At 68.5% G+C, this 19,661-nt stretch carries 18 protein-coding genes; 16 read left to right on the top strand and 2 right to left on the bottom strand.

What is annotated here, in order from left to right; all coding sequences use genetic code 11:
* Nucleotides 1-167 precede the first annotated feature (167 nt).
* The 10 genes from HNQ61_RS07180 to HNQ61_RS07225 all read left to right on the top strand — a co-directional run bounded on the left by HNQ61_RS07180 (nt 168) and on the right by HNQ61_RS07225 (nt 8,418).
* Nucleotides 168-671 carry a TonB family protein gene (locus tag HNQ61_RS07180; RefSeq protein WP_170036032.1) on the top strand — a complete coding sequence of 168 codons (504 nt, stop codon included), beginning with the start codon at nt 168-170 and terminating at the stop codon, nt 669-671.
* Nucleotides 668-1,423: an energy transducer TonB gene (locus HNQ61_RS07185; RefSeq protein ID WP_170036031.1), complete on the top strand. Its 756-nt coding sequence runs from the start codon at nt 668-670 to the stop codon at nt 1,421-1,423. The genes HNQ61_RS07180 and HNQ61_RS07185 overlap by 4 nt, the downstream gene beginning before the upstream one ends.
* A gap of 71 nt (nt 1,424-1,494) precedes the next feature.
* On the top strand, nt 1,495-2,259 hold the full coding sequence (locus HNQ61_RS07190; protein WP_170036030.1) for an energy transducer TonB: 765 nt from the start codon (nt 1,495-1,497) through the stop codon (nt 2,257-2,259).
* Nucleotides 2,256-3,044: a TonB family protein gene (locus HNQ61_RS07195; protein WP_170036029.1), complete on the top strand. Its 789-nt coding sequence runs from the start codon at nt 2,256-2,258 to the stop codon at nt 3,042-3,044. The genes HNQ61_RS07190 and HNQ61_RS07195 overlap by 4 nt, the downstream gene beginning before the upstream one ends.
* A gap of 308 nt (nt 3,045-3,352) precedes the next feature.
* Nucleotides 3,353-3,739 carry a hypothetical protein gene (locus HNQ61_RS07200; RefSeq protein ID WP_170036028.1) on the top strand — a complete coding sequence of 129 codons (387 nt, stop codon included), beginning with the start codon at nt 3,353-3,355 and terminating at the stop codon, nt 3,737-3,739.
* 226 nt (nt 3,740-3,965) lie between these two features.
* Nucleotides 3,966-4,418 (top strand): energy transducer TonB, encoded by a 453-nt coding sequence (locus HNQ61_RS07205; protein ID WP_170036027.1) that lies wholly within the window; start codon nt 3,966-3,968, stop codon nt 4,416-4,418.
* Nucleotides 4,419-4,636: 218 nt separating this feature from the next.
* Complete coding sequence (locus HNQ61_RS07210) at nt 4,637-6,181, top strand: acyl-CoA carboxylase subunit beta (RefSeq protein ID WP_170040276.1); 1,545 nt, start codon at nt 4,637-4,639, stop codon at nt 6,179-6,181.
* 194 nt (nt 6,182-6,375) lie between these two features.
* Nucleotides 6,376-6,894: a DUF3990 domain-containing protein gene (locus HNQ61_RS07215; protein ID WP_170036026.1), complete on the top strand. Its 519-nt coding sequence runs from the start codon at nt 6,376-6,378 to the stop codon at nt 6,892-6,894.
* On the top strand, nt 6,876-7,220 hold the full coding sequence (locus tag HNQ61_RS07220; RefSeq protein ID WP_170036025.1) for a hypothetical protein: 345 nt from the start codon (nt 6,876-6,878) through the stop codon (nt 7,218-7,220). Before HNQ61_RS07215 ends, HNQ61_RS07220 begins: the two co-directional genes overlap by 19 nt.
* A gap of 307 nt (nt 7,221-7,527) precedes the next feature.
* Nucleotides 7,528-8,418: a murein L,D-transpeptidase catalytic domain-containing protein gene (locus HNQ61_RS07225; protein ID WP_170036024.1), complete on the top strand. Its 891-nt coding sequence runs from the start codon at nt 7,528-7,530 to the stop codon at nt 8,416-8,418.
* Nucleotides 8,419-8,726: 308 nt separating this feature from the next.
* Here the strand turns inward: HNQ61_RS07225 and HNQ61_RS07230 are convergent, their stop codons facing one another.
* Nucleotides 8,727-10,526 carry a glycoside hydrolase family 3 protein gene (locus HNQ61_RS07230; protein WP_170036023.1) on the bottom strand — a complete coding sequence of 600 codons (1,800 nt, stop codon included), beginning with the start codon at nt 10,524-10,526 and terminating at the stop codon, nt 8,727-8,729.
* Nucleotides 10,527-10,909: 383 nt separating this feature from the next.
* On the opposite strand from HNQ61_RS07230, the gene HNQ61_RS07235 reads away from it, so the two are divergent.
* The 4 genes from HNQ61_RS07235 (at nt 10,910) to purB (ending at nt 14,532) form a co-directional block, all read left to right on the top strand.
* Complete coding sequence (locus HNQ61_RS07235; protein WP_170036022.1) at nt 10,910-11,125, top strand: KTSC domain-containing protein; 216 nt, start codon at nt 10,910-10,912, stop codon at nt 11,123-11,125.
* A gap of 526 nt (nt 11,126-11,651) precedes the next feature.
* Entirely contained in the window at nt 11,652-12,461 is an 810-nt protein-coding gene (gene truA / locus HNQ61_RS07240; RefSeq protein ID WP_170036021.1) for a tRNA pseudouridine(38-40) synthase TruA, read from the top strand.
* 166 nt (nt 12,462-12,627) lie between these two features.
* Complete coding sequence (locus HNQ61_RS07245; RefSeq protein ID WP_221305254.1) at nt 12,628-13,050, top strand: hypothetical protein; 423 nt, start codon at nt 12,628-12,630, stop codon at nt 13,048-13,050.
* Nucleotides 13,051-13,095: 45 nt separating this feature from the next.
* Nucleotides 13,096-14,532 carry an adenylosuccinate lyase gene (gene purB / locus HNQ61_RS07250; RefSeq protein WP_170036019.1) on the top strand — a complete coding sequence of 479 codons (1,437 nt, stop codon included), beginning with the start codon at nt 13,096-13,098 and terminating at the stop codon, nt 14,530-14,532.
* A 252-nt stretch (nt 14,533-14,784) separates the two neighbouring features.
* Here the strand turns inward: purB and HNQ61_RS07255 are convergent, their stop codons facing one another.
* Complete coding sequence (locus HNQ61_RS07255) at nt 14,785-15,447, bottom strand: TetR/AcrR family transcriptional regulator (protein WP_170036018.1); 663 nt, start codon at nt 15,445-15,447, stop codon at nt 14,785-14,787.
* A gap of 189 nt (nt 15,448-15,636) precedes the next feature.
* Here HNQ61_RS07255 and HNQ61_RS07260 point away from each other — a divergent pair, with 189 nt between their 5' ends.
* Both HNQ61_RS07260 and HNQ61_RS07265 read left to right on the top strand, forming a co-directional pair.
* Nucleotides 15,637-17,262 (top strand): DHA2 family efflux MFS transporter permease subunit, encoded by a 1,626-nt coding sequence (locus HNQ61_RS07260; protein ID WP_170036017.1) that lies wholly within the window; start codon nt 15,637-15,639, stop codon nt 17,260-17,262.
* Nucleotides 17,263-18,096: 834 nt separating this feature from the next.
* Nucleotides 18,097-19,653 carry a carboxypeptidase M32 gene (locus HNQ61_RS07265; protein ID WP_170039367.1) on the top strand — a complete coding sequence of 519 codons (1,557 nt, stop codon included), beginning with the start codon at nt 18,097-18,099 and terminating at the stop codon, nt 19,651-19,653.
* Nucleotides 19,654-19,661 lie beyond the last annotated feature (8 nt).

The following is a 19,661-nucleotide window of genomic DNA, read 5'->3' on the forward strand; positions in this document are numbered from 1 at the left end:
CGCGCAGAACATTTGATTTCACGCCGTGATCTCCATCGTCTTCCCCCGGCGCGCCTGTCCTCCGTCCCGGTGGAGAAACTTGCGGGAGGGGCGCGCCGTATCCGCAGTGCCGGCAACGAGATCCGCGCCCGTGACCCGCTTGCGCTCCGCCCCGTACAGGTGAATCCGTGATCCCCATCCACAAGACCGGCCTTGCCCTGGCCTGCGCGTGCGTGCTGATGTGTGCCCCCGCGCGGGCGCAGACCTCGCCGGATACCGCCGGCCTGTACGACCTTTCCGCGGTGGAGGTCATGCCGCGCCCGCTGAACGCCGCCGACCTCGAAGCCGTCATGGAGGCCAACTATCCTCCGGCGCGGCGCGCGGCCGGCGTTTCCGCGCAGGTCACGGTGCGCATCGTTGTGGGCGCGGACGGATTGCCGCGGGACACGCGCGTGGTGGCATCCACCGATTCCGCGTTCGACGCGCCGACGCTGCAGGCCGTGAAGCTGCTGCGCTTTTCGCCCGCGCGCGTGGGCGGCCGGGCGGTACAGGTGCACGTGCAGGTTCCCATCTACTGGCAGACGCTGAGCGACACCAAGCCGCCCGCTCCGTCTGCGCTCCCGGCAAGACGCCCGCTAGCGGCAACTGATCATCCTGCTCCACTGATTCCACGCTGCACGATTCGCGAATGACGACGATCCACAGAGCGGGATGGATGATGGCGTGCGCCGCGCTTCTCGCCGCCGCTCCCGCCGCCGCGCAGCAGGCGCCCGCGGCGCAGGTGTACGAACTCCGCTCGGTGGAGATCGCCCCGCGCCCGCTCAACGCGGCGGAGATGGCGGCGTTGCTGAACAGCCTGTATCCGGCGTCCCTGCGCGCCGCGGGCGTGTCGGGAACCGTACGCGTGTCGATGATCGTGGGCACCGACGGAACGCCGCGTGAGGCGCACGTGCTGGAATCCGCCGACTCCGCCTTCAACGCGCCGACGCTGGCCGCGGTGCAGACGCTGCGCTTTTCGCCCGCGGAGCTGAACGACCAGCCGGTGAACGTGCGCGTGGAACTGCCCATCGCATGGCAGGCGTCCTCGCCGGAAACCGCGGCCCCGGCGGATTCGGGAGCGGCGGCGCCGGATTCGCTGCGGGGACTCGAACTCAGCGCGGTCAGCGTGCAGCCGCGGCCCATCAATATCGGCGATCTGGTGAACCAGATGGCGGTGCTGTATCCGCCCGACCTTCGCGCGGCCCGCATCGGCGGAACCGTGCAGGTGCGCATGCTCGTGGGCGCGGACGGACGGACGTATTCTCCCCGCGTGACGCGAACCACCAATGCACGGTTTGACGGGCCGACGCTTCGCGCCGTTTCCGTGCTGCGGTTCAGCCCCGCGCAGCGGAACGGCGAGGCGGTTCCGGTCTGGGTGGAGCTTCCGCTCGTCTGGACACGGTGACCGCGAGCATGCCCGCGATGCGCCGCGACAACCCGTGGCGCATCCGTCTGCCCCAACTTTCCTGGTGTGAAATGAACAAGCCGTTTGTCGCCGCGCTCTTCGCGGCGGTGCTGACCGCCGCTCCCGCCGCCGCGCAGCAGGCGCCCGCGGCCCAAGTGTACGAACTCCGCTCGGTGGAGATCGCCCCGCGCCCGCTCAACGCGGCGGAAATGGCGGCGCTGCTGAACAGCCTCTACCCCGCCACCCTGCGCGCCGCGAGCGTGTCGGGAACCGTACGCGTGTCGATGATCGTGGGCACCGACGGAACGCCGCGTGAGGCGCACGTGCTGGAATCCGCCGACTCCGCCTTCAATGCGCCGACGCTGACCGCCGTGCAGACGCTGCGCTTTTCGCCCGCGGAGCTGAACGACCAGCCGGTGAACGTGCGCGTGGAGCTGCCCATCGTTTGGCAGGCGCCCGCGCCCGCGCCCGAGCCCGCGCCGGTGGCCGCCGCGCCCGCGAACCTGGCCGCGCCGGATACCACGGGGATCTACGAGTTGAAGGACGTAACGGTGCAGCCGCGGCCCATCAACGTGCCGGAACTCCAGCGCGCGATGGAACTCTCGTATCCGGAAGCGCTCCGGTTCGCCGGCACCACCGGTATGGTGCAGGTGCGTTTCGTGGTGGAAAAGGATGGACGGACCAGCGGAGCAACCATCACGCGCAGCACGGAGATCGGCTTCAACAACCCCACCGTGTACTCCGTGAGCGCGCTCCGCTTCAGCCCGGCGCGCGTGAACGGGCGGCCCGTACGCGTGTGGGTGGAACTGCCGATCCAGTGGCAGGTGGCGCGGTGACGGTCATCAACCGCAAGCAGGTGGAGTCGGGCGTGCTGAAGCGGCTGGCACTCTGCGCGGCGATCCTCGCGAGCGCTCCCGCCGCGGCACAGCAGGCGCCCGCGGCACAAGTGTACGAACTCAGCTCGGTGGAGATCGCCCCGCGGCCGCTGAATGCGGCGGAGATCGCGGCGCTGCTGAACAGCCTGTATCCCGCCTCCCTGCGCACCGCGGGCGTGTCGGGAACCGTGCGTGTGTCGATGATCGTGGGCACCGACGGAACGCCGCGTGAGGCGCGCGTGCTGGAATCGGCCGACTCCGCCTTCAACGAGCCGACGCTGACCGCGGTGCAGACGCTGCGCTTTTCGCCCGCGGAACTCAACGACCAGCCGGTGAACGTGCGCGTGGAGCTGCCCATCGTCTGGCAGGTGCCCGCGGCCGAGCCCGCCCCGGTGGCCGCCGTGCCCGCGAACCTGGCCGCGCCGGATACCACGGGGATCTACGAGTTGTCGGACGTCACGGTACAGCCGCGGCCCATCAACCTTCCGGAACTCCAGCGCGCCATGCTGGATTGGTATCCGGAGATCCGCAGCACCGGCCACGACTACGGCACGGTGCAGGTGAGGTTCGTGGTGGAGCCGGATGGGCGGCCCAGCGGATTCACCGTCACGCGCAGCACGGACGTCGCCTTCAACAACCCCACCATCCGCTCCGTCAGCAGGCTGCGCTTCAGCCCGGCGCGCGTGAACGGGCGCCCGGTGCGCGTGTGGGTGGAGTTGCCGATTCAGTGGCAGGTAAGCAACTGATCCCGGTTATCGTGCGGCGGATGTGCCGCTGAACGGCGGTCGGGCGCGCGGGCGGATTGCCATCCACCGGCCGCGCGGTACAGCGCTCGACAGATCGCGATCCGAACGGGGGCGGGGCCGAAGCGGCTCCGCCCCCGTGTTCATGAGAGGCGTGGGATGGAGACGATTACGCCTGTCCGGCCGTGGACATCCGCCGTCCGTCGCAGCCGCCCTTCAAGCCCGGCTGACGACCTTGCGCATTTCTTAATCCGCCAGTACCTGTTGGATTGATTCGTTGATTCAGTCTCCCGAAGAGAGAAAGGAAACCGATGAGGATCTCACGATTCCACACGCTTTCGGCGCTGCTCGTGGCGGGTATGTTCGCCACCGGCTGCGGCGAGGCGCCCACGGCCGCGGCTCCCGCCGTGGCCCGCCGCGACGTCACCCCTGCCCCGCTGAGCGTGACGGTGTACTGCCCCGATCCGCGGGACTACTCCACGAACCGGTTCAACTGCACGGCCACGGCGTCCGGCGGCAGCGGCACCGGCTACAGCTTCGTCTGGCACAGCGGGACGGAGTACTACGACCAGGGCGGCATCAGCAGGGCGTGGGTTCCCTGCCAGAGCCAGGGATACAGCGGCTACCTGACCGCGTACGGGGTGATGACGGACAGCAACGGCACCACCCAGTACGGCTACTACTCGCGCTCCTGCTGACGGCTCGGGATGCATCCGCAGTCCGGAACCGGACATCGGCCGCGCTGCGGGAACATCGTTGCGTGGATCGACCGTGCGAGATGCGAGGCGGAGCGAGGGTGCTCCGCCTCGCATCTTTTCCGGCGCGACTACGGGACTGGCGGCGGCGCGGTTAGATTACCGGTCTTCGCCCGCCCCGCAGACGGGTTCGGCACCTCGATTCGCGGATCACCGGCAGGAGTGCGTCATGAAACGGTTGATGATGATCGGCGCCTGTGCCGCCGCCGGGTGTGCCTCTCCGCTCGCCGCGCAGCAGGACACGGCGGCCGCCCGCACGACCACGACCACGACCGAGACCGACCCCTCGTCCACCAGCCCCTATGCGGTCACCACCGCGGCGCGCCCGCTGAACGTGGAAGCGGTGGTAGAGGCGATGAAGAACACCTATCCGCCGGTGCTGAACGGTGCAGGCATCGGCGGCCGCGTCGTGGTCTCGCTGGTGGTGGGCACCGATGGCGTGCCGGCCGATCTGGAAGTGGTTTCCACCGACCATCCCCTGTTCAACGAGCCGACGCTTGCCGCCATGCGGCTGCTGCGGTTTGCGCCGGCGCAAACGGATGGGCACCCGGTGCGGGTCCGCGTGCGCATCCCGCTGGAGTGGCGGGTGGAGGAGCCGCTGCCGCCCGCCCCCAAGCCGTAGCGGCTCGTCTCCCGGGCACCGCCGGATGCGGATCTGCGGCGGGCGGATGATGGAAATGTGTAAGCGCGGGGCGCGGCTGATGGGCCCCGCCCCGCATCGTTTGCGGCGCATGCGTGCGGGATGGACGGCGGGCTGTTAGATTGGCCGCCTTTCCGAACCCGGCACCCGGGTTGCGGGCACGTTCACCAGCAGAGCACGGGCGGCGCGTCCTCATGTCGATGCGGGAAAAGCTGGAGAAGCTGGAAGAGCTTCGCCGTCAGGCGGAGCTGGGCGGCGGCGAAAAGCGCATCAAGGCACAGCACGAGCGCGGCAAGCTGACCGCGCGCGAGCGCCTGGACGTGCTTCTGGATGAGGGCTCGTTCGTGGAGCTGGACCGCTTCGTGGTCCACCGCGCCACCGGCTTCGGGCTGGAGAACGAGCGCTACCTGGGCGACGGCGTCGTCACGGGGTACGGGACCATCCTGGGCCGCCTGGTCTACGTCTTTTCGCAGGACTTCACCGTCTTTGGCGGCTCGCTCAGCGAGGCGCACGCGGAAAAGATCGTCAAGATCATGGACCTGGCCATCCGCAACGGCGCGCCCGTCATCGGGCTCAACGACAGCGGCGGTGCGCGCATTCAGGAAGGCGTGGTTTCGCTGGGCGGCTACGCCGACATCTTTCTGCGCAACACCATGGCGTCCGGCGTCATCCCGCAGATTTCGGCCATTCTGGGGCCGTGCGCGGGCGGCGCGGTGTACAGCCCGGCCATCACCGACTTCATCTACATGGTGCAGGGGTCGAGCTACATGTTCGTCACCGGCCCCAACGTGGTGAAGACGGTGACGCACGAAGACGTGACGATGGAGGAGCTGGGCGGCGCGGCCACGCACGCGGGCAAGAGCGGTGTGGCGCACTTTGCCGTCAAGAGCGAGGTGGAGTGCCTGCACCGCATTCGCCACCTGTTCGAGTTCATCCCCAGCAACAACGCCGACGACGCGCCCCGCAAGCCCACGGACGACCCGTTTGACCGCGCGGACGAGGAACTGCTGGACCTGGTGCCGGACCATCCCAACAAGCCGTACGACATGCACGACGTCATCCGGCGCGTGGTGGACGACGGCGAGTTCTACGAGGTGCACGCGGACTTTGCCGGCAACATCCTGTGCGGATTCGCGCACGTGGGCGGGCACAGCGTGGGGATCGTGGCCAACCAGCCCGCCGTCCTGGCCGGCGTGCTGGACATCGACGCGTCGGTAAAGGCCGCGCGCTTCGTGCGCTTCTGCGACTGCTTCAACATCCCGCTCCTCACCTTTGAGGACGTGCCCGGCTTCCTGCCGGGCGTTACGCAGGAGCACGGCGGCATCATCCGCCACGGCGCCAAGCTGCTGTTCGCCTTCTGCGAGGCCACCGTGCCCAAGGTGACCATCATCACCCGCAAGGCGTACGGCGGCGCGTACGACGTCATGAGCAGCAAGCACATCCGCGGCGACATCAACTACGCCTGGCCCACGGCCGAGATCGCGGTGATGGGGGCCAAAGGCGCGGTGGAGATCCTGTACCGCCGCGAGATCAGCGGCGCGGAAGACCCGGCCGCCGAGGCGGCGGCCAAGACGGCGGACTACGAGCAGCGCTTCGCCAACCCGTTCGCCGCCGCCGCCCGCGGCTACGTGGACGATGTGATCGACCCGCGCGAAACCCGCGCGCGCGTCATCAGCGCGTTCGACATGCTGCAGAACAAGCGCGATATGAACCCGCCCAAGAAGCACGCGAACATGCCTCTGTAGGGAGTGCGTGAGTGCTGGGTACGTGAGTGCGTAAGTGGTTGAAGCGAAACGGAAAGGCCCGCCGGTTTCTCCGGCGGGCCTTTCCGTTTTACGCCACGTGCGGACTGTCCTTTTTTGACGACATTCCGCCGTGCGCTGCGTCCGGTTACCTTGGTCGCGTCAGGTTTGCGCTACCATCAACCGAGCTCTGATCCATGCTCTTCCCCCCACCGCCGTGGACGAATGGACCCATCCGGCTGTACCATGGGACCGGACTGGCCTCGGCCACCGAGATTCTCGCCACGGGCGTCGTCGTAAGCAGAGGCAGACCAGGTACAGATTTCGGACCCGGGTTCTATACCACAACGCTCGAGCGGCAGGCGCAGACCTGGGCGTACGAGCAGGCGGACCGCGACAACGCACCCGCGGCGGTCGTGGCGCTTGATCTCAGCCGCGAGGACTTGGCCGGACTGGCCACTCTGTCTTTTGTGCGCGGTGATTTCGCCGCCGAGGACTTCTGGAGCTTCGTGGTGCACTGCCGGTTGGCGCTGGACGGAGGTCATGCCCGGTGGGGCGGGAACAAGCTGTACGATGTTGTCGCCGGACCTGTGAGTTCGTTCTGGAAGCAGCGTTTGCTGATCGCGAACGTGGACCAGATCAGCTTTCACTCGTTTGCTGCCCAGAACATCTTGAACGCCGCCCCCAAGGAGATCTCATGGATATCGAACCGCTGAAGAACGCATTCTGGGCGATCGTTGTCGACTGCCTGGTACAGTTCCACGGAATGCCTCGCGGCGAGGCAACGTCCGCCGCCGACGCGCTGCGCGCTCGAGTCGGTGTCCCGCTGCCCGTTGCCGGACCCGCGGCACCTTGGGAAAGTGACCTGTTCTACCACAACGAACCGCTTTACGTCGCCGACGACATCGCGGGCCGGGATGCGGATGCCACAGCCATCGAGGCTGAGTACGAAGCCATTCAGGACAGGCACTATGGGCCGGCGGAGCAGATCGCGTTCGGCCCGGGGTTCCGTGCTTCTTCCTCCTTGGGGGCTTCAGGATAAAGCCGCAGCGCCCATCTCCCGCCGCATCTGCCACGCCATGCTGAATCAGCGCATCCCAAGGATTGACATATACTTAGGGATTGCCTAGATTATAGGCACAACAAAAAACACATACGGATGGACGCGGGACGGGCCGCGAAGCGCCTGAGGGACGGCGCATTCGCGGAACGCGATCCTGCGCGGATTTCTCCGCCTCCATCTCTTCCATATGACGCCGCCGGGACCACACGTACGGGGCGTCCGCGACGCGAACTGATTCGGAAGCGGGCCCGCACGGCCGCGACCGCTTACTAGTGAGGACCGCGACATGACCCGAGACAACCTGCTGACGATCGCCGCCGCCGCCCTCTGTGTCGGCGTGACCGGCGCCCTGGCGAACGACGCGGCCCGTCCGCATGCGGTGGTTTCGCCCGCGGCCCACATGAGCGCCTCGGCGCCGGCGCCGGCTGCGCCCCCCGTCGTCAACCAGACGCCCATGGCCCTGCAGGCCGCGCGCGCCGTGCTGGACGGCGTGGGCGTGGAAAGCGGCGCCCGCCTGACCAAGGTGCAGTCGGCCGTCAACACGCTGGCCGCCAACGTAAAGCGCCAGAGCGACCCCAACGCGCTCAAGCTGGCCGTGCAGGCGTACTACAGCTACAAGACGGCCCACCCGGAGCAGGTGCGCAAGCCGTACCTGTACTTTGTGGACTACGGCCTGGACAGCCGCACGCCGCGCGGCTACGTGTTCGACATGCAGGCGCTGAAGGTGGTGGAGGGGCCGTTCATGGTGGCGCACGGCCGCGGCAGCGCGGCGCCCAGCGAGGGCCGCCCCACGCGCTTCAGCAACCGCAACGGCAGCAACGCCACGTCGCTGGGGCTGTACCTGGCCCAGGAAACGTACAACTTCACCGGCAAGACGGCGGGCCAGCGGTACTCGTCGGTGGGTCTGCGCCTGAAGGGGCTGTCGGGCTCGTACAACAGCAAGGCGCGCGCACGCGGCGTGGTGGCGCACGGTGCGCCCTACGTGACGGCGTCGCGGGCCGGCCGCAGCGAAGGCTGCCCGGCGGTGGAGCCGGCGCGCGCCCAGCGCATTCTGCCCAAGATCGCCAACGGCGGCCTGGTGTTCCTGTTCAGCCCGCTGGACCGCACCTGGATGCGCCAGGACCCGTGGGCCAACGGCGACCTGGGCGCGCTGGACCAGCTGGCCAGCGCCGAGTAAGCTCTCTGGCCGTTTTGATGGATGAAGCCCGCCGAGGATCGTGTCCTCGGCGGGGCTTTTTGCGTCTGCAGGCTCTCTCAACTGCCGTTTCACACGGAGGTCACGGGGGATGCACGGAGGGCACGGAGGAACAAAAAGGACCTCACACAGAGCCGCGGAGACACAGAGAGAACTACAGGGCAAGAAAGTCCCTCATTTCTTTTCTATTGTCTTTCTCTGCGTCTCTGTGTCTCTGCGTGATGCTCTTTTCTGTTGCTGTTCCTCCGTGCCCTCCGTGTATCCTCCGTGACCTCCTTTGAAACGGCAGTTCACCTCGGGCGCACGATGCCTTCCCCGATGCGGTGATGCGGCGGAAGGGAGACGGGAAGATGGCCCGGCGTGCCAGCGGTGCCCAGGAGCGCGCGGGCGGCGGCGCCTTCCGCGGACTGGCCCACGTCCCACGCCAGCATGTACGCGGGCACGGCGGGAAAGGCGTCCAGCAGGTACGGGCTCCCCAGCGATACCACGATCACCTTGCGTCCGGAAGCCGCCAGCGACTGCACCCACGCGCCGAATCCACCCGCCAGTCCCAGTCCCTGGTACTGCACCGGCACCACCGCCACGCTTACGATCACGATGTCCGCCTCCGCGGCGCGCGCCGTCAGACTCGTGAAGGTGGATACGGGGGTGGATGCGCCCACGCGGACGTGCTCGGAGCCCGCCGTCCCCGCCGCCAGCGCGCGCTGAAGGACGCTGCCCGCCGGTCCGGTCGCGCGGCTCGTGTAGGTCACGTGCAGCACGCGCGCGCCGCGCGCCACCGGGATCAGGCCGCCGCGGTCGCGCACCAGCGTAATCGACTTCGCCGCCACGGAATCCGCCACGGCCACGTTGGCGCGCGCGCCGGTGGCTGCTTCCACCGCGGCCGGGTCCACGCGTGCGGAGCGGTGCAGCCCCGCCGCCGCCTTGGCGGTCAGCACGCGCCGCGCAGCCTCGTCAATGCGCGCGCGCGGAATGCGGCCCGCCTCCACCGCGGCCACGATGCCGCTGATCACCCGTGCGTGCTCCGGCGGCTGAAGCAGCGCATCCGCGCCCGCCAGCAGCGACCGGATGCTCGCCTCCGTTACGCTGATCCCCTGCGTGGCGCCCTGCATGTTGAGCGCGTCGGTGAACACGATCCCGCGAAAGTTCATCTCCCCGCGCAGAAGCTGCTGGACCAGACGCGGAGACTGCGACGCGGGGGGCGCGTTGGGGCCCTCCACCCCGAGCGCGGCGATGTGCCCCGCCAGCACACCATCCATTCCCGCGTGGATGGCGGCGCGGAACGGCACCAGTTCCACTCGCTGCAGCCGCGCCATGTCCGCGTCGATGCTGGCCAGCCCCACGTGCGAGTCCGCGTGCGTGTCGCCGTGCCCCGGGTAGTGCTTGCCGACGGTCAGCAGCCCGCCCTGCCGCGCGCCCGCCACCCACGCGGATGACAGGCGCGCTACCGCGTCCGGCGCCTCGCCAAAGGACCGGACGTTGATGATGGGGTTCCGCGGGTTTCCGTTCACGTCCAGAATGGGCCCCAGCGTCATCTGGATGCCGACGGCGCGCGCCTCCAGCCCCGTGATGCGCCCCGCCTCCCGCGCCAGCGCCGTGTCGCCCGCCGCGCCAAAGGCCATCGCCGGCGGCATCCGTGTGCCTCCGGGCGTCAGGCGCACGCCGGGGCCGGTCTCCAGGTCCGAGACGATGAGAAGCGGAAGCGCGGCGCGCGCCTGGGCGGCGTTCAGCTTGGCCGCCGTGGCCGCGGGCGAGCCGGTGGAGATGATGAAGCCGCCCACCTCGTCGCGGCTCACCGAGACGAGCATCCGCTGCATCTCGGGCGCGTCGGCGTCGGGGCCGCGGCCGCTGACCCACGGAAACACGAGCTGCGCCACCTTCTGCCGCAGGGTCAGCCGGGCGAGCGTGCTGTCTACCCACGCGCGCCCGGCCGCGTCCGTCTGCAGCGGCGCCACGGCGGGCGAGGCCGCGGCGGCCGGAACGCGTCGCGGGGACGGCGCACTGTCCGTCTGCACCGTCTGCGCGCCGCTCCCCGGCGATGAGCACGCCACCATCCCCACCACCGCCATCCATCCACTGAACCTGCGCAACGTCAGCAAACCGCCCCTCGCGTTCTGGTCAACGGGTGTGTCCTCGCCGCGATCCTGCAAACCCATGGCCGAAAGCGCGGCTCGCGCGATCCGGACGCGCGCATCGGCTCTGATCCCGCGCCTTTTTACGTCATCCATCCAGCCATCTCCCGACCCGGTCCGTCCGTCACCCGCACCCATCGCAGGAGTGATGGAGGACGACCGCGCGGCGCCGGTGCTCCGTCCCACGGCGCGGCGCAACCCGTTGTCCCCCAGATGCTGCGCTCGACAAACATGATCGGCCGCTGACCACCCACCGGCATCAAATCCCGCGGCACGGGATCTGATTACTCTGTTCACTTGAGGATCAGATGCAGACAATCGTGACGCGGGATGGGCAAGAGATGACGCGGATTCCGGTCAACAGTTCGAGTATCGCTTCGGTGGGCTATCTGCCGGACAAGCGGTTGATGGAGGTGGAGTTCGTCACCGGGCGGCTGTACGCGTACGAGGAGGTGCCGGAGACGGTGTTCCGCGAGCTCGTCGCGGCGGAATCGGTGGGCCGGTACTTCTCCACGCACGTTCGCCCCGCGGGGTTCCGCTACCAGAAACTAGCCTGATCGCGGCTGGCGCGAAGGGAAAGACCGGCGCGCAGACCCGAGTTCGTCGCGTGTCGTATTTTGAGAAACCTCGGCAGTTGAACCCGCTCCTCCCAATACACGGATTCCGCCCGCGCGTACGGCGCCCTCCCACGCGCTGTCCCCAACGCAGTTGAAGCCCCGATCGTGGACGCGTCAGCGGCCGCGAGTCGGGGCTTCCCGCTGTTCGAGCGGCGGATTTATTCGCTCAACGCCCTCCGCGCACGCGCCGCTCCTCGCCTCGCATGACGGACTTTCCGCCCCCGCCCAACCCTCCCCCAGTCTTTTTTGGGGGAGGGTGGGCCGGTGGTGCCGGCCCGGGTGGGGGCCGCCTGCAATCTCGGCCCCGCACGCCGCGACCGATCCTCCACCGCACGGCCCGTGGCGGCTTCCGTCCGCCGCTCGCTTTGCGCCTGCGCCGCGCACACCGGTACCACCTCTGGCCGGGTTCGCACGATCGCCCCCCGCGCACTTCCCTTCCCCCGCCCCGCCGCATACTTTCGGCCCCATGAACACCCCTGACCGGCACCGGATCCGCTTCATCATCCACTACGACGGGCGCGGCTTCGCGGGCTGGCAGGTGCAGCCCGACCAGCGCACCGTGCAGGGCGAACTGGAGCGCGTCCTGGGCAAGCTTACCGCGGGCCCGTGCGCCGTCGTGGGCGCGGGGCGCACCGACCGCGGCGTGCACGCCACCGGCCAGGTGGCCGCCGCCGACGTCCCCGTGCGCTGGACCGCGCAGTCGCTGCGCCGCGCCATGAACGCGCTCCTCCCGGACGACGTGTGGGTAGCCGACGCCGCGCTCGCCGCGCCGTACTTTCATCCGCGGTACGATGCCACGGCGCGCTCCTACGTTTACCGCGTGGGCCTGGCGTCCGAGGCGGATTCGCCCTTTCGCTCGCCCTGGTGCTGGCCGCTGGTGCGCCCGGTGGACCTTCTGGCCATGGAGCGCGCGTCGGCCGCCATCCTAGGCGACCACTCGTTCCGCGCGTTCGCCAAGGCCGGCCAGGAAGAGCGCGGCGATCGCTGCACCGTGGCCGCCGCGCGCTGGGCGCCGTGGGAGGGGATCGGGCTGGAGTTCCACGTCACCGCCAACCGATTTCTGCACCACATGGTGCGGTACCTGGTGGGCACGCTGGTGGACATCGGGCTGGGGCAGCGGCCGTCGGATCACATGGCCGCGCTCCTGGCGGGAGAGGAGGGGCTGGAGACGTCGCCCCCCGCGCCGCCGGAAGGCTTGTTTCTCACCGCCGTCAGCTATCCCGCGGATGCCGGGATGGAGCCGCCGCGCCCCCGCGGCCCCCGCCTGGTGCCGTAGTGATCAGCACGCCCAGATAGCTCACCACTTTCGTCAGGAGATCGCCTCCTTGCCCAAAGATCACGCAGTACGAGAATCCGTCGTCGCCAAAGCTAAAAGGCTGGCCGCTGAGCGCCGCCAAGAAGAAGCTCGCCTAAAACGGCTCCGAGCTCCTGACATCGGAGCAGTGGCGAACGAAGTGATTGCAGCCCTTATCTCCTCGCTCCGTTCTAAGTCCGAGGAAGTCGGAACAGCGGCAGAACTACAATCCTCTGTCGAAGGGCAGAATCCTCTCTGGGTGGTTCACCTGGGCACGATCAGCACGACAGTGCGGTGGGATAATCCGTACCATAATTCTTTAACCGACGCCAAACTCTCCGTAATGGCTTGGGGCTTTCATTATGTTCTTCCGCATGGGGGGCGAATGATGAGGGCAGACCCCGCCAACGAAACGAGGTACGAGCTAGACCTCTTGGATGAGCAGTGGGTGTGGCGAGAAGACGGTGATGGCGAGCCTCTACCCTCAGAGGAGCTTGCTGAAACGATCTTCCACGACTTGGTCGACCGCGCATTCAGTCCTCCACCGCAGAATCAGCATTTTTCGTTTTGAACCCGATCTTCGGTGGAGACTACAACCAAGGAATGCCAACACACGATGTCCATCGACCGATATTCCAATCCGCTCACCGAGCGCTACGCCTCGGCGGAGATGTCGTACATCTTTTCGCCGAAGTTCAAGTTCGGCACATGGCGGCGGCTGTGGCTGGCGCTGGCGGAAACCGAGCAGGAACTGGGTCTCCCCATCCCCGATGCCGCGCTGGCCGCGCTGCGCGATCACCTGGACGACTTCGACCTGAAGCGCGCCGGTGAACTGGAGCGCCAGCTTCGCCACGACGTGATGGCGCACGTCCACCACCTGGGCGAGCAGGCGCCCGAAGCCCGCGCCATCATCCACCTGGGCGCCACCAGCGCGTACGTGGGCGACAACACGGACCTCATCCAGCACCGCGAAGCGCTGCGCCTGGTCGCCAGGCGGATCGTGGCCGTGGTCGCGGGGCTGTCGGCGTTCGCGCGCGAGCACCGCGATCTGGCCACGCTGGGCTTTACGCACTTTCAGCCCGCGCAGCCCACGACGGTCGGCAAACGTGCGACGCTGTGGATCCAGGACCTGCTGCTGGACCTGGAAGAGGTGGAGTTCCGCATCAGCACCCTGCGCTTTCACGGCTCGCGCGGCACCACGGGAACGCAGGCCAGCTTCGTCGATCTCTTTCAGGGCGACGGCGAAAAGGCGGAGCGGCTGACGCGGCGCATCGCGGAAAAGATGGGCTTTGCGCAGGCGTACGGCGTGGGCGGGCAGACGTATCCGCGCAAGGTGGACGCGGCCTGCCTGAGCACGCTGTCCGGCGTGGCGCAGTCCGCCTCCAAGTTCGCCAACGACGTGCGACTGCTGTCGCACCTCAAGGAAGTGGAAGAGCCGTTCGAGGAACAGCAGATCGGCTCCTCCGCCATGCCGTACAAGCGCAATCCCATGCGCTCCGAGCGGATCAACGCCCTCGCGCGGCACGCCATCACGCTTACCATCGACCCGGCCTTCACCGCGGCCAGCCAGTGGTTCGAGCGCACGCTGGACGACTCCGCCAACAAGCGCATCGCCATCCCCGAAGCCTATCTTTCGGTGGATGCGGTGATGCTGCTGATGCACAACGTGTCGTCCGGGATGGTGGTGTATCCCGAGATGATCCGGCGCCGGCTGATGGAGGAGCTTCCGTTCATGGCGACGGAAAACCTGATGATGCGCGCCGCGCGCGGCGGCGGCGACCGGCAGGACCTGCACGAAAAAGTGCGCGTGCACAGCATCCAGGCGGGGCTGCAGGTTAAGCAGCACGGCCGCCCCAACGACCTGATGGACCGCATTGCCGCGGACCCGGCGTTCGGCGTCACGCGCGCGGAGCTGGAAGAGGACCTGCGTCCCGAGCTGTACGTGGGCCGCGCGCCGCAGCAGGTGGACGAGTTTCTGGCGGAGTGGGTGGAGCCGGTGCTGGCCCGCTACCCCGATGCCGTCGGCGAGTCCGCGCCGGAGCTCAAGGTCTGAGCCGTCGCGGCGGATGGAGGATGTTTGGGTAGATGGATGATGGGAAAGGGCCGGACCCCGCGCGGGTTCCGGCCCTTTTTCATCCCGATCCGTGTGGGACGCATCTGGCGGGGTGGCGGGCTCAGGCGCGGCCGCCATCCAGGAGCGAATGAATTCGCCGCTGGAAAGGCACGAAGTCCGCCTTCGCGGACTGTGGTAGCGGGTTGAGTGTGGGACGCGAGGCTTCCAGCGGGCGCCTGCGCCGGCTGCGGTTCAGGCCGCGGAAGAAGACGGCGCCAAGCCGTGCAGCAGGAAGTCCGTGGCGGACTCGGCCAGGCGCTCCACCGGCAGCTGCGTGCCGGGACCCAGGCAGGGGTTCAGAAACAGCTGCATCTGGTAGCTGACGCCGGAAAGAAAGATGCGCGCCACCACCTCGGCGTCGGCGTCCGCGCGAAACTCGCCGGCCGCCTGCCCTTCCTCGATCAGCCTCTGCACGTGCGTCCACCCGCGCACCAGCGTGTTGCGCAGCAGTTCGCGCGCAAGCTCCGGCGCGTCGTTGCTCAGCTCGCCCATCAGCAGGCGGTGCAGGCGCGCGTTCTCCGGGTCCACGTACTCCGCCAGCGCGCCGCTCAGCAGCCGGCGCAGCTTGGCCGAGGCCGGGCCCGCCACCTCGCCCGTCATCTGCCGGAACCGCTCGGAACGCAGCTGCTGCCGGTGCTCCAGCGCCTGGAACAGCAGTTCGTTCTTGCCCTTGAAGTAGCGGTACAGCGTGCCCTTGGTGACGCCCGCCGCCTCGGCGATCTCCTCCAGCCGCACCGCGCGGAATCCGCGGTCCGCAAACACGCGCAGCGCCGCTTCCATGATCTCCTGGGGCCGGTCTTCCGGCCGCCGCTCCCAGCGCGGAACCCGCGCCTCCCGCTCCGAATTCGTCTCCATCACCTGACCGCCGTGTGTCGCGAAAACGCTCCGCCATCCAGAGTTGCACGTAATTGAACTCTTGAGTATACTTAGGGCGTCGATACGGCGCAACGCCGCCGCGGACGTGTGGATGGGAGGGTTCCGTCCGCCCTGCCGCGTGCGGCGGTGAGCCGTTCTTTCCCTTGGGCGGGGCACGTGGGGACCTGAATGAGCACAACCGCAATCCGCCGCAGCGAGGCCGCGCCGCCTCCGCCGGCGGCCAGCGCCGAACCCGGCGCCTATCCGTACCGCTGGCTGATTCTGCTGGGGCTGATCACCGCGGCGGTGATGGAGGTGCTCGACACCACCATCATCGTGGTGGCCATGCCGCAGATGTCCGGCAACCTGGGCGCGACGCCCGAAGAAATCGCCTGGGTCAGCACGTCGTACATTCTCGCCAACGTCGTCGTCCTTCCGATGACGGCGTTCTTTGCCGCCACGTTCGGCCGCAAGCGCTACCTCACGTTCTCCATCATCCTGTTCGTGGTGGCGTCGTTCCTGTGCGGAACCGCCAGCAGCCTGGGCGAACTGGTGCTGTGGCGGCTGGTGCAGGGCGCGGGCGGCGCGGCACTGCTTTCCACCGCGCAGGCCACCATCCGGCAGATCTTCAAGCGCGAGGAGCAGGGGATGGTGCAGGCCATCTTCCTGCTGGGCATCATCGTGGCGCCCACGCTGGGGCCCACGCTGGGCGGGTGGATCACCGACAACTACGCCTGGAGCTGGTGCTTCTTCATCAACGTTCCCATCGGCATCGTTTCCGCGCTGCTGGTGTCGACCTTTCTGAATGACGATCCCTCCGCGGTGCGCCGTTCCGGGCCGGTGGACTGGTCGGGGATCGCGCTGCTGATCGCGGGCGTGGGATCGCTGCAGTACGTGCTGGAAGAGGGCAACAAGAAGGACTGGTTCGCCGATCCCATGATCGGATTTTTGAGCGTGATCGCGGCCGTTTCGCTGATCGGGCTGGTGTTGTGGGAGCTTTCGCCGCGCAACAAGCACCCGGTGGTGGAGTTCCGCGTGCTCAAGAACCGCGAGTTGGCGGCCTCCATCTTTCTGTTCGTGGTGCTGGGCTTCGGCCTGTTCGGTGGCGCCTACCTGTTTCCGCTGTTCACGCAGACGCTGCTCGGCTTTACGCCCACGGAAACGGGCTTGGCCATGCTGCCCGGCGGCCTGGCGACGGCGGTGATGGCCGTGGCGTGCGGAATGATGCTGAACGGCAAGAAGCCGCTGGTGGACCCCCGCATCCTGATCTTTGCCGGGATGGGCCTCTTCATCCTGGCCATGTGGGACCTGGGGCACCTGACCACCGCCGCGGGCGAGGCGGACGCGCGCTTTCCGCTCATCATCCGCGGGCTTGCGATGGGACTGCTGTTCACCCCCATCAACAACGCCGCGTTCGGCAGCCTGAAGCCGCAGGAGGCGCAGCAGGCGGCGGGTCTGGTGAACCTTTCCCGCCAGCTGGGTGGATCGTTCGGGATCGCGCTGATCAGCACGTACCTTACGCGCCACGTGCAGTACCACCGGGCGGACCTGGTGGCGAACATGTACGCGGGCAACCCGGAGTTTCAGTCGCGCTACCAGGGGATGGTGGCCACGCTGGTGCAGCACGGCTCGTCGCTGATGGACGCGCAGAAGGGCGCCTACGCGCTCATGGACCGCATGCTGATGCGGCAGGCGTCCATGCTGGCGTACAACGATTCGTGGCTGCTGATTCTGGTGTCGTTCGCCGCGGTGGCGCCGGCGGTGCTGCTGCTGCGCAAGCCCAAGGGCAACGCCGCGCCGGTGGACATGCACTGATCCGGGTTTCCGGATGACGACAGATGCGCCGCCCTCCGCCGTGGAGGGCGGCGCGTTTTTCGTTGGGAGTGCAGGAGTACGAGAGTCCGAAGGTACGAGAGTACGGGAGTGCGAAGTGATCGCGAACGCTGACGTGGGATCGGCGACGGTGTGCGCGGCCGCCGGCTGACGCCCTCACCCCGCGTGCTGCGCACGACGACCCTCTCCCACGAACGGATGTGGGAGAGGGAGCACACCCCAGATTGGCCCTTTTCGGATAATGTTGCGCGGCCGGAAGGGCGGGAGGCCCCTCCCCCGCCCTTCCCCGTGCAAACTGCCGCACGGAGAGGGGAGAACTGCGGATTCGTGTACTCCGGATGGTGCCGCGCGGTCGGACACGCCCCCTCTCCCCGGCCCTCTCCCCCGCTCCGCGGGAGAAAGGGAGACCTCAGCGCGAGGACCGGCTGCGGCTCGGACGGGCGCGCTTTCGCCCGGCGGTTGAAACCGCGCCTCGAAAACACGAAGTCCGCCTTCGCGGACTGCGGAGGCGACCCTGTGCGCGCATCCCCCTATGCGGTTGAAGCCCCGAACCGGACGCGCCAGCGGCCGGTGTCGGGGGTTCCCGCTGTTCGAGCGGCGGATTTATTCGCTCTCGCGGGGGAGGGTGGGCCGGTGGTGCCGGCCCGGGTGGGGGCCGCCCGCGAACTCCGCCCATCACGCGATCCTCTCATGCAGCGAGCGGCCGAAAATCATCCGCGCGCACGGAACCTGCCGCGCGCCTCCGCGTACGCGTTCCGCGCCGCACGCCCGCGGAACCGCCCGGTCCACCGCTCATCTCCCGCATCCATCATCCCGATGACCGAAACGCTCCACGCCGACGCGCCCGCCCAGCCCGGCGCCACGCCGTACGACCAGCTCATGCGCGAAATGCGCGAGATCGCCACGCTCGGCTCCGTGGGCGCCATGCTGGGGTGGGACCAGGAAGTCATGATGCCCGACAAGGCCGCCCCCCTGCGCGGAGAACAGGCCGCTCTCCTGTCGTCGCTGGTCCACGAGCGCCGCACCCGCCCCGAACTGGGCGAACTGATCGCCGTCTGCCAGGCCGACACGGAGTTGATGGCCGACCCGCTCGCCGCTGCCAACCTGCGCGGCCTGCGGGTGGACTACGACCACGCCACCCGCCTTCCCGTCTCCCTCGTGCGCGAAACGGCGGAAACCACCTCGCTGGCCATGCACACGTGGCGGGAAGCGCGCGAGCGGAGCGATTTCGATGCGTTCGCTCCGTGGCTGGAAAAGCTGATGGAGCTGAACCGCCGCACCGCCGAGCACCTGGGCGTTCCCGAAGGCGGCGAGTTGTACGATGCGCTGCTGGACAGCTATGAGCCCGGCATGCGCGCCGCGGAACTGGACGGCATCTTCGGAGAGCTGCGCGCCGGGCTCGTCCCGCTCATCCGCGAGCTGACGGAAAGCGGCAGGGCGCCGGACACGGAGTGGATGAACATCCCGCTCTCCATCGCGCGGCAGGAGGCGTTCAACCGGGGCGTGGTGGAGCGCATGGGCTTCGACTTCCAGGCGGGCCGGCTGGACGTTTCCACCCACCCGTTCTGCGAAAGCGCCGGCCCGGGCGACACGCGCCTCACCACGCGCTACGAGGAGGGCCAGTTTCTGAGCGCGCTGCACTCCACCATGCACGAGGTGGGGCACGGACTGTACGAGCAGGGCCTTCCCAAGGCGGAGCGCTTCGGGCAGCCCCTGGCGGAAGCCGCCAGCATGGGCATTCACGAAAGCCAGTCGCGGATGTGGGAAAACCTGGTGGGCCGCGGGCTGCCGTTCTGGGAGTGGGCGCTTCCGGAACTCCAGGCGCAGGCCGGCTCCGAAGCGTTCTCCGGCCTCACCCCGGCCACGCTGTACCGCGGGCTGAACCGCGTGGAGCCCAACCTGATCCGCATCGAGAGCGACGAGGCCACGTACAACCTGCACATCATGCTGCGCTTTGACCTGGAGCGCGCCATGCTGCGCGGCGACCTGGCCGTACGCGACCTGCCCGGCGCATGGAACGAGCGCATCCAGTCGGACCTGGGGCTCACGGTGCCCGACGACGCCCGCGGCTGCATGCAGGACATCCACTGGTCCATGGGCGCCGTGGGCTACTTTCCCACCTACACGCTGGGCAACCTGTACGCGGCCCAGCTGTGGGAGGCCATCAACGCCGCGATTCCGGACCTGGACGAGCAGGTGCGCCGCGGCGAGTTCGGCGCGCTGCTGACGTGGCTGCGGCAGAACGTGCACGCCCACGGCCGGCGCTACACCGCGCCCGAGCTGTGCCAGCGCGCCACCGGCCGGCCGCTTTCCCCCGCGCCGCTGCTGGGCTACCTGCGCGGCAAGCTGCGTTCGGTGTACGGCCTGTCCTGAGCACGGCG

Source organism: Longimicrobium terrae (genome assembly GCF_014202995.1).
Taxonomy (GTDB): Bacteria; Gemmatimonadota; Gemmatimonadetes; order Longimicrobiales; family Longimicrobiaceae; genus Longimicrobium; species Longimicrobium terrae.

Coding starts and splice junctions, on each gene's coding strand:
- HNQ61_RS07185 (WP_170036031.1), top strand. CDS start 668: ATGACGACGATCCACAGAGCGGGATGGATGATGGCGTGCGCCGCGCTT.
- HNQ61_RS07190 (WP_170036030.1), top strand. CDS start 1,495: ATGAACAAGCCGTTTGTCGCCGCGCTCTTCGCGGCGGTGCTGACCGCC.
- HNQ61_RS07200 (WP_170036028.1), top strand. CDS start 3,353: ATGAGGATCTCACGATTCCACACGCTTTCGGCGCTGCTCGTGGCGGGT.
- HNQ61_RS07205 (WP_170036027.1), top strand. CDS start 3,966: ATGAAACGGTTGATGATGATCGGCGCCTGTGCCGCCGCCGGGTGTGCC.
- HNQ61_RS07210 (WP_170040276.1), top strand. CDS start 4,637: ATGCGGGAAAAGCTGGAGAAGCTGGAAGAGCTTCGCCGTCAGGCGGAG.
- HNQ61_RS07215 (WP_170036026.1), top strand. CDS start 6,376: ATGCTCTTCCCCCCACCGCCGTGGACGAATGGACCCATCCGGCTGTAC.
- HNQ61_RS07220 (WP_170036025.1), top strand. CDS start 6,876: ATGGATATCGAACCGCTGAAGAACGCATTCTGGGCGATCGTTGTCGAC.
- HNQ61_RS07225 (WP_170036024.1), top strand. CDS start 7,528: ATGACCCGAGACAACCTGCTGACGATCGCCGCCGCCGCCCTCTGTGTC.
- HNQ61_RS07235 (WP_170036022.1), top strand. CDS start 10,910: ATGACGCGGATTCCGGTCAACAGTTCGAGTATCGCTTCGGTGGGCTAT.
- truA (WP_170036021.1), top strand. CDS start 11,652: ATGAACACCCCTGACCGGCACCGGATCCGCTTCATCATCCACTACGAC.
- purB (WP_170036019.1), top strand. CDS start 13,096: ATGTCCATCGACCGATATTCCAATCCGCTCACCGAGCGCTACGCCTCG.
- HNQ61_RS07255 (WP_170036018.1), bottom strand. CDS start 15,447: ATGGAGACGAATTCGGAGCGGGAGGCGCGGGTTCCGCGCTGGGAGCGG.
- HNQ61_RS07260 (WP_170036017.1), top strand. CDS start 15,637: ATGAGCACAACCGCAATCCGCCGCAGCGAGGCCGCGCCGCCTCCGCCG.
- HNQ61_RS07265 (WP_170039367.1), top strand. CDS start 18,097: ATGACCGAAACGCTCCACGCCGACGCGCCCGCCCAGCCCGGCGCCACG.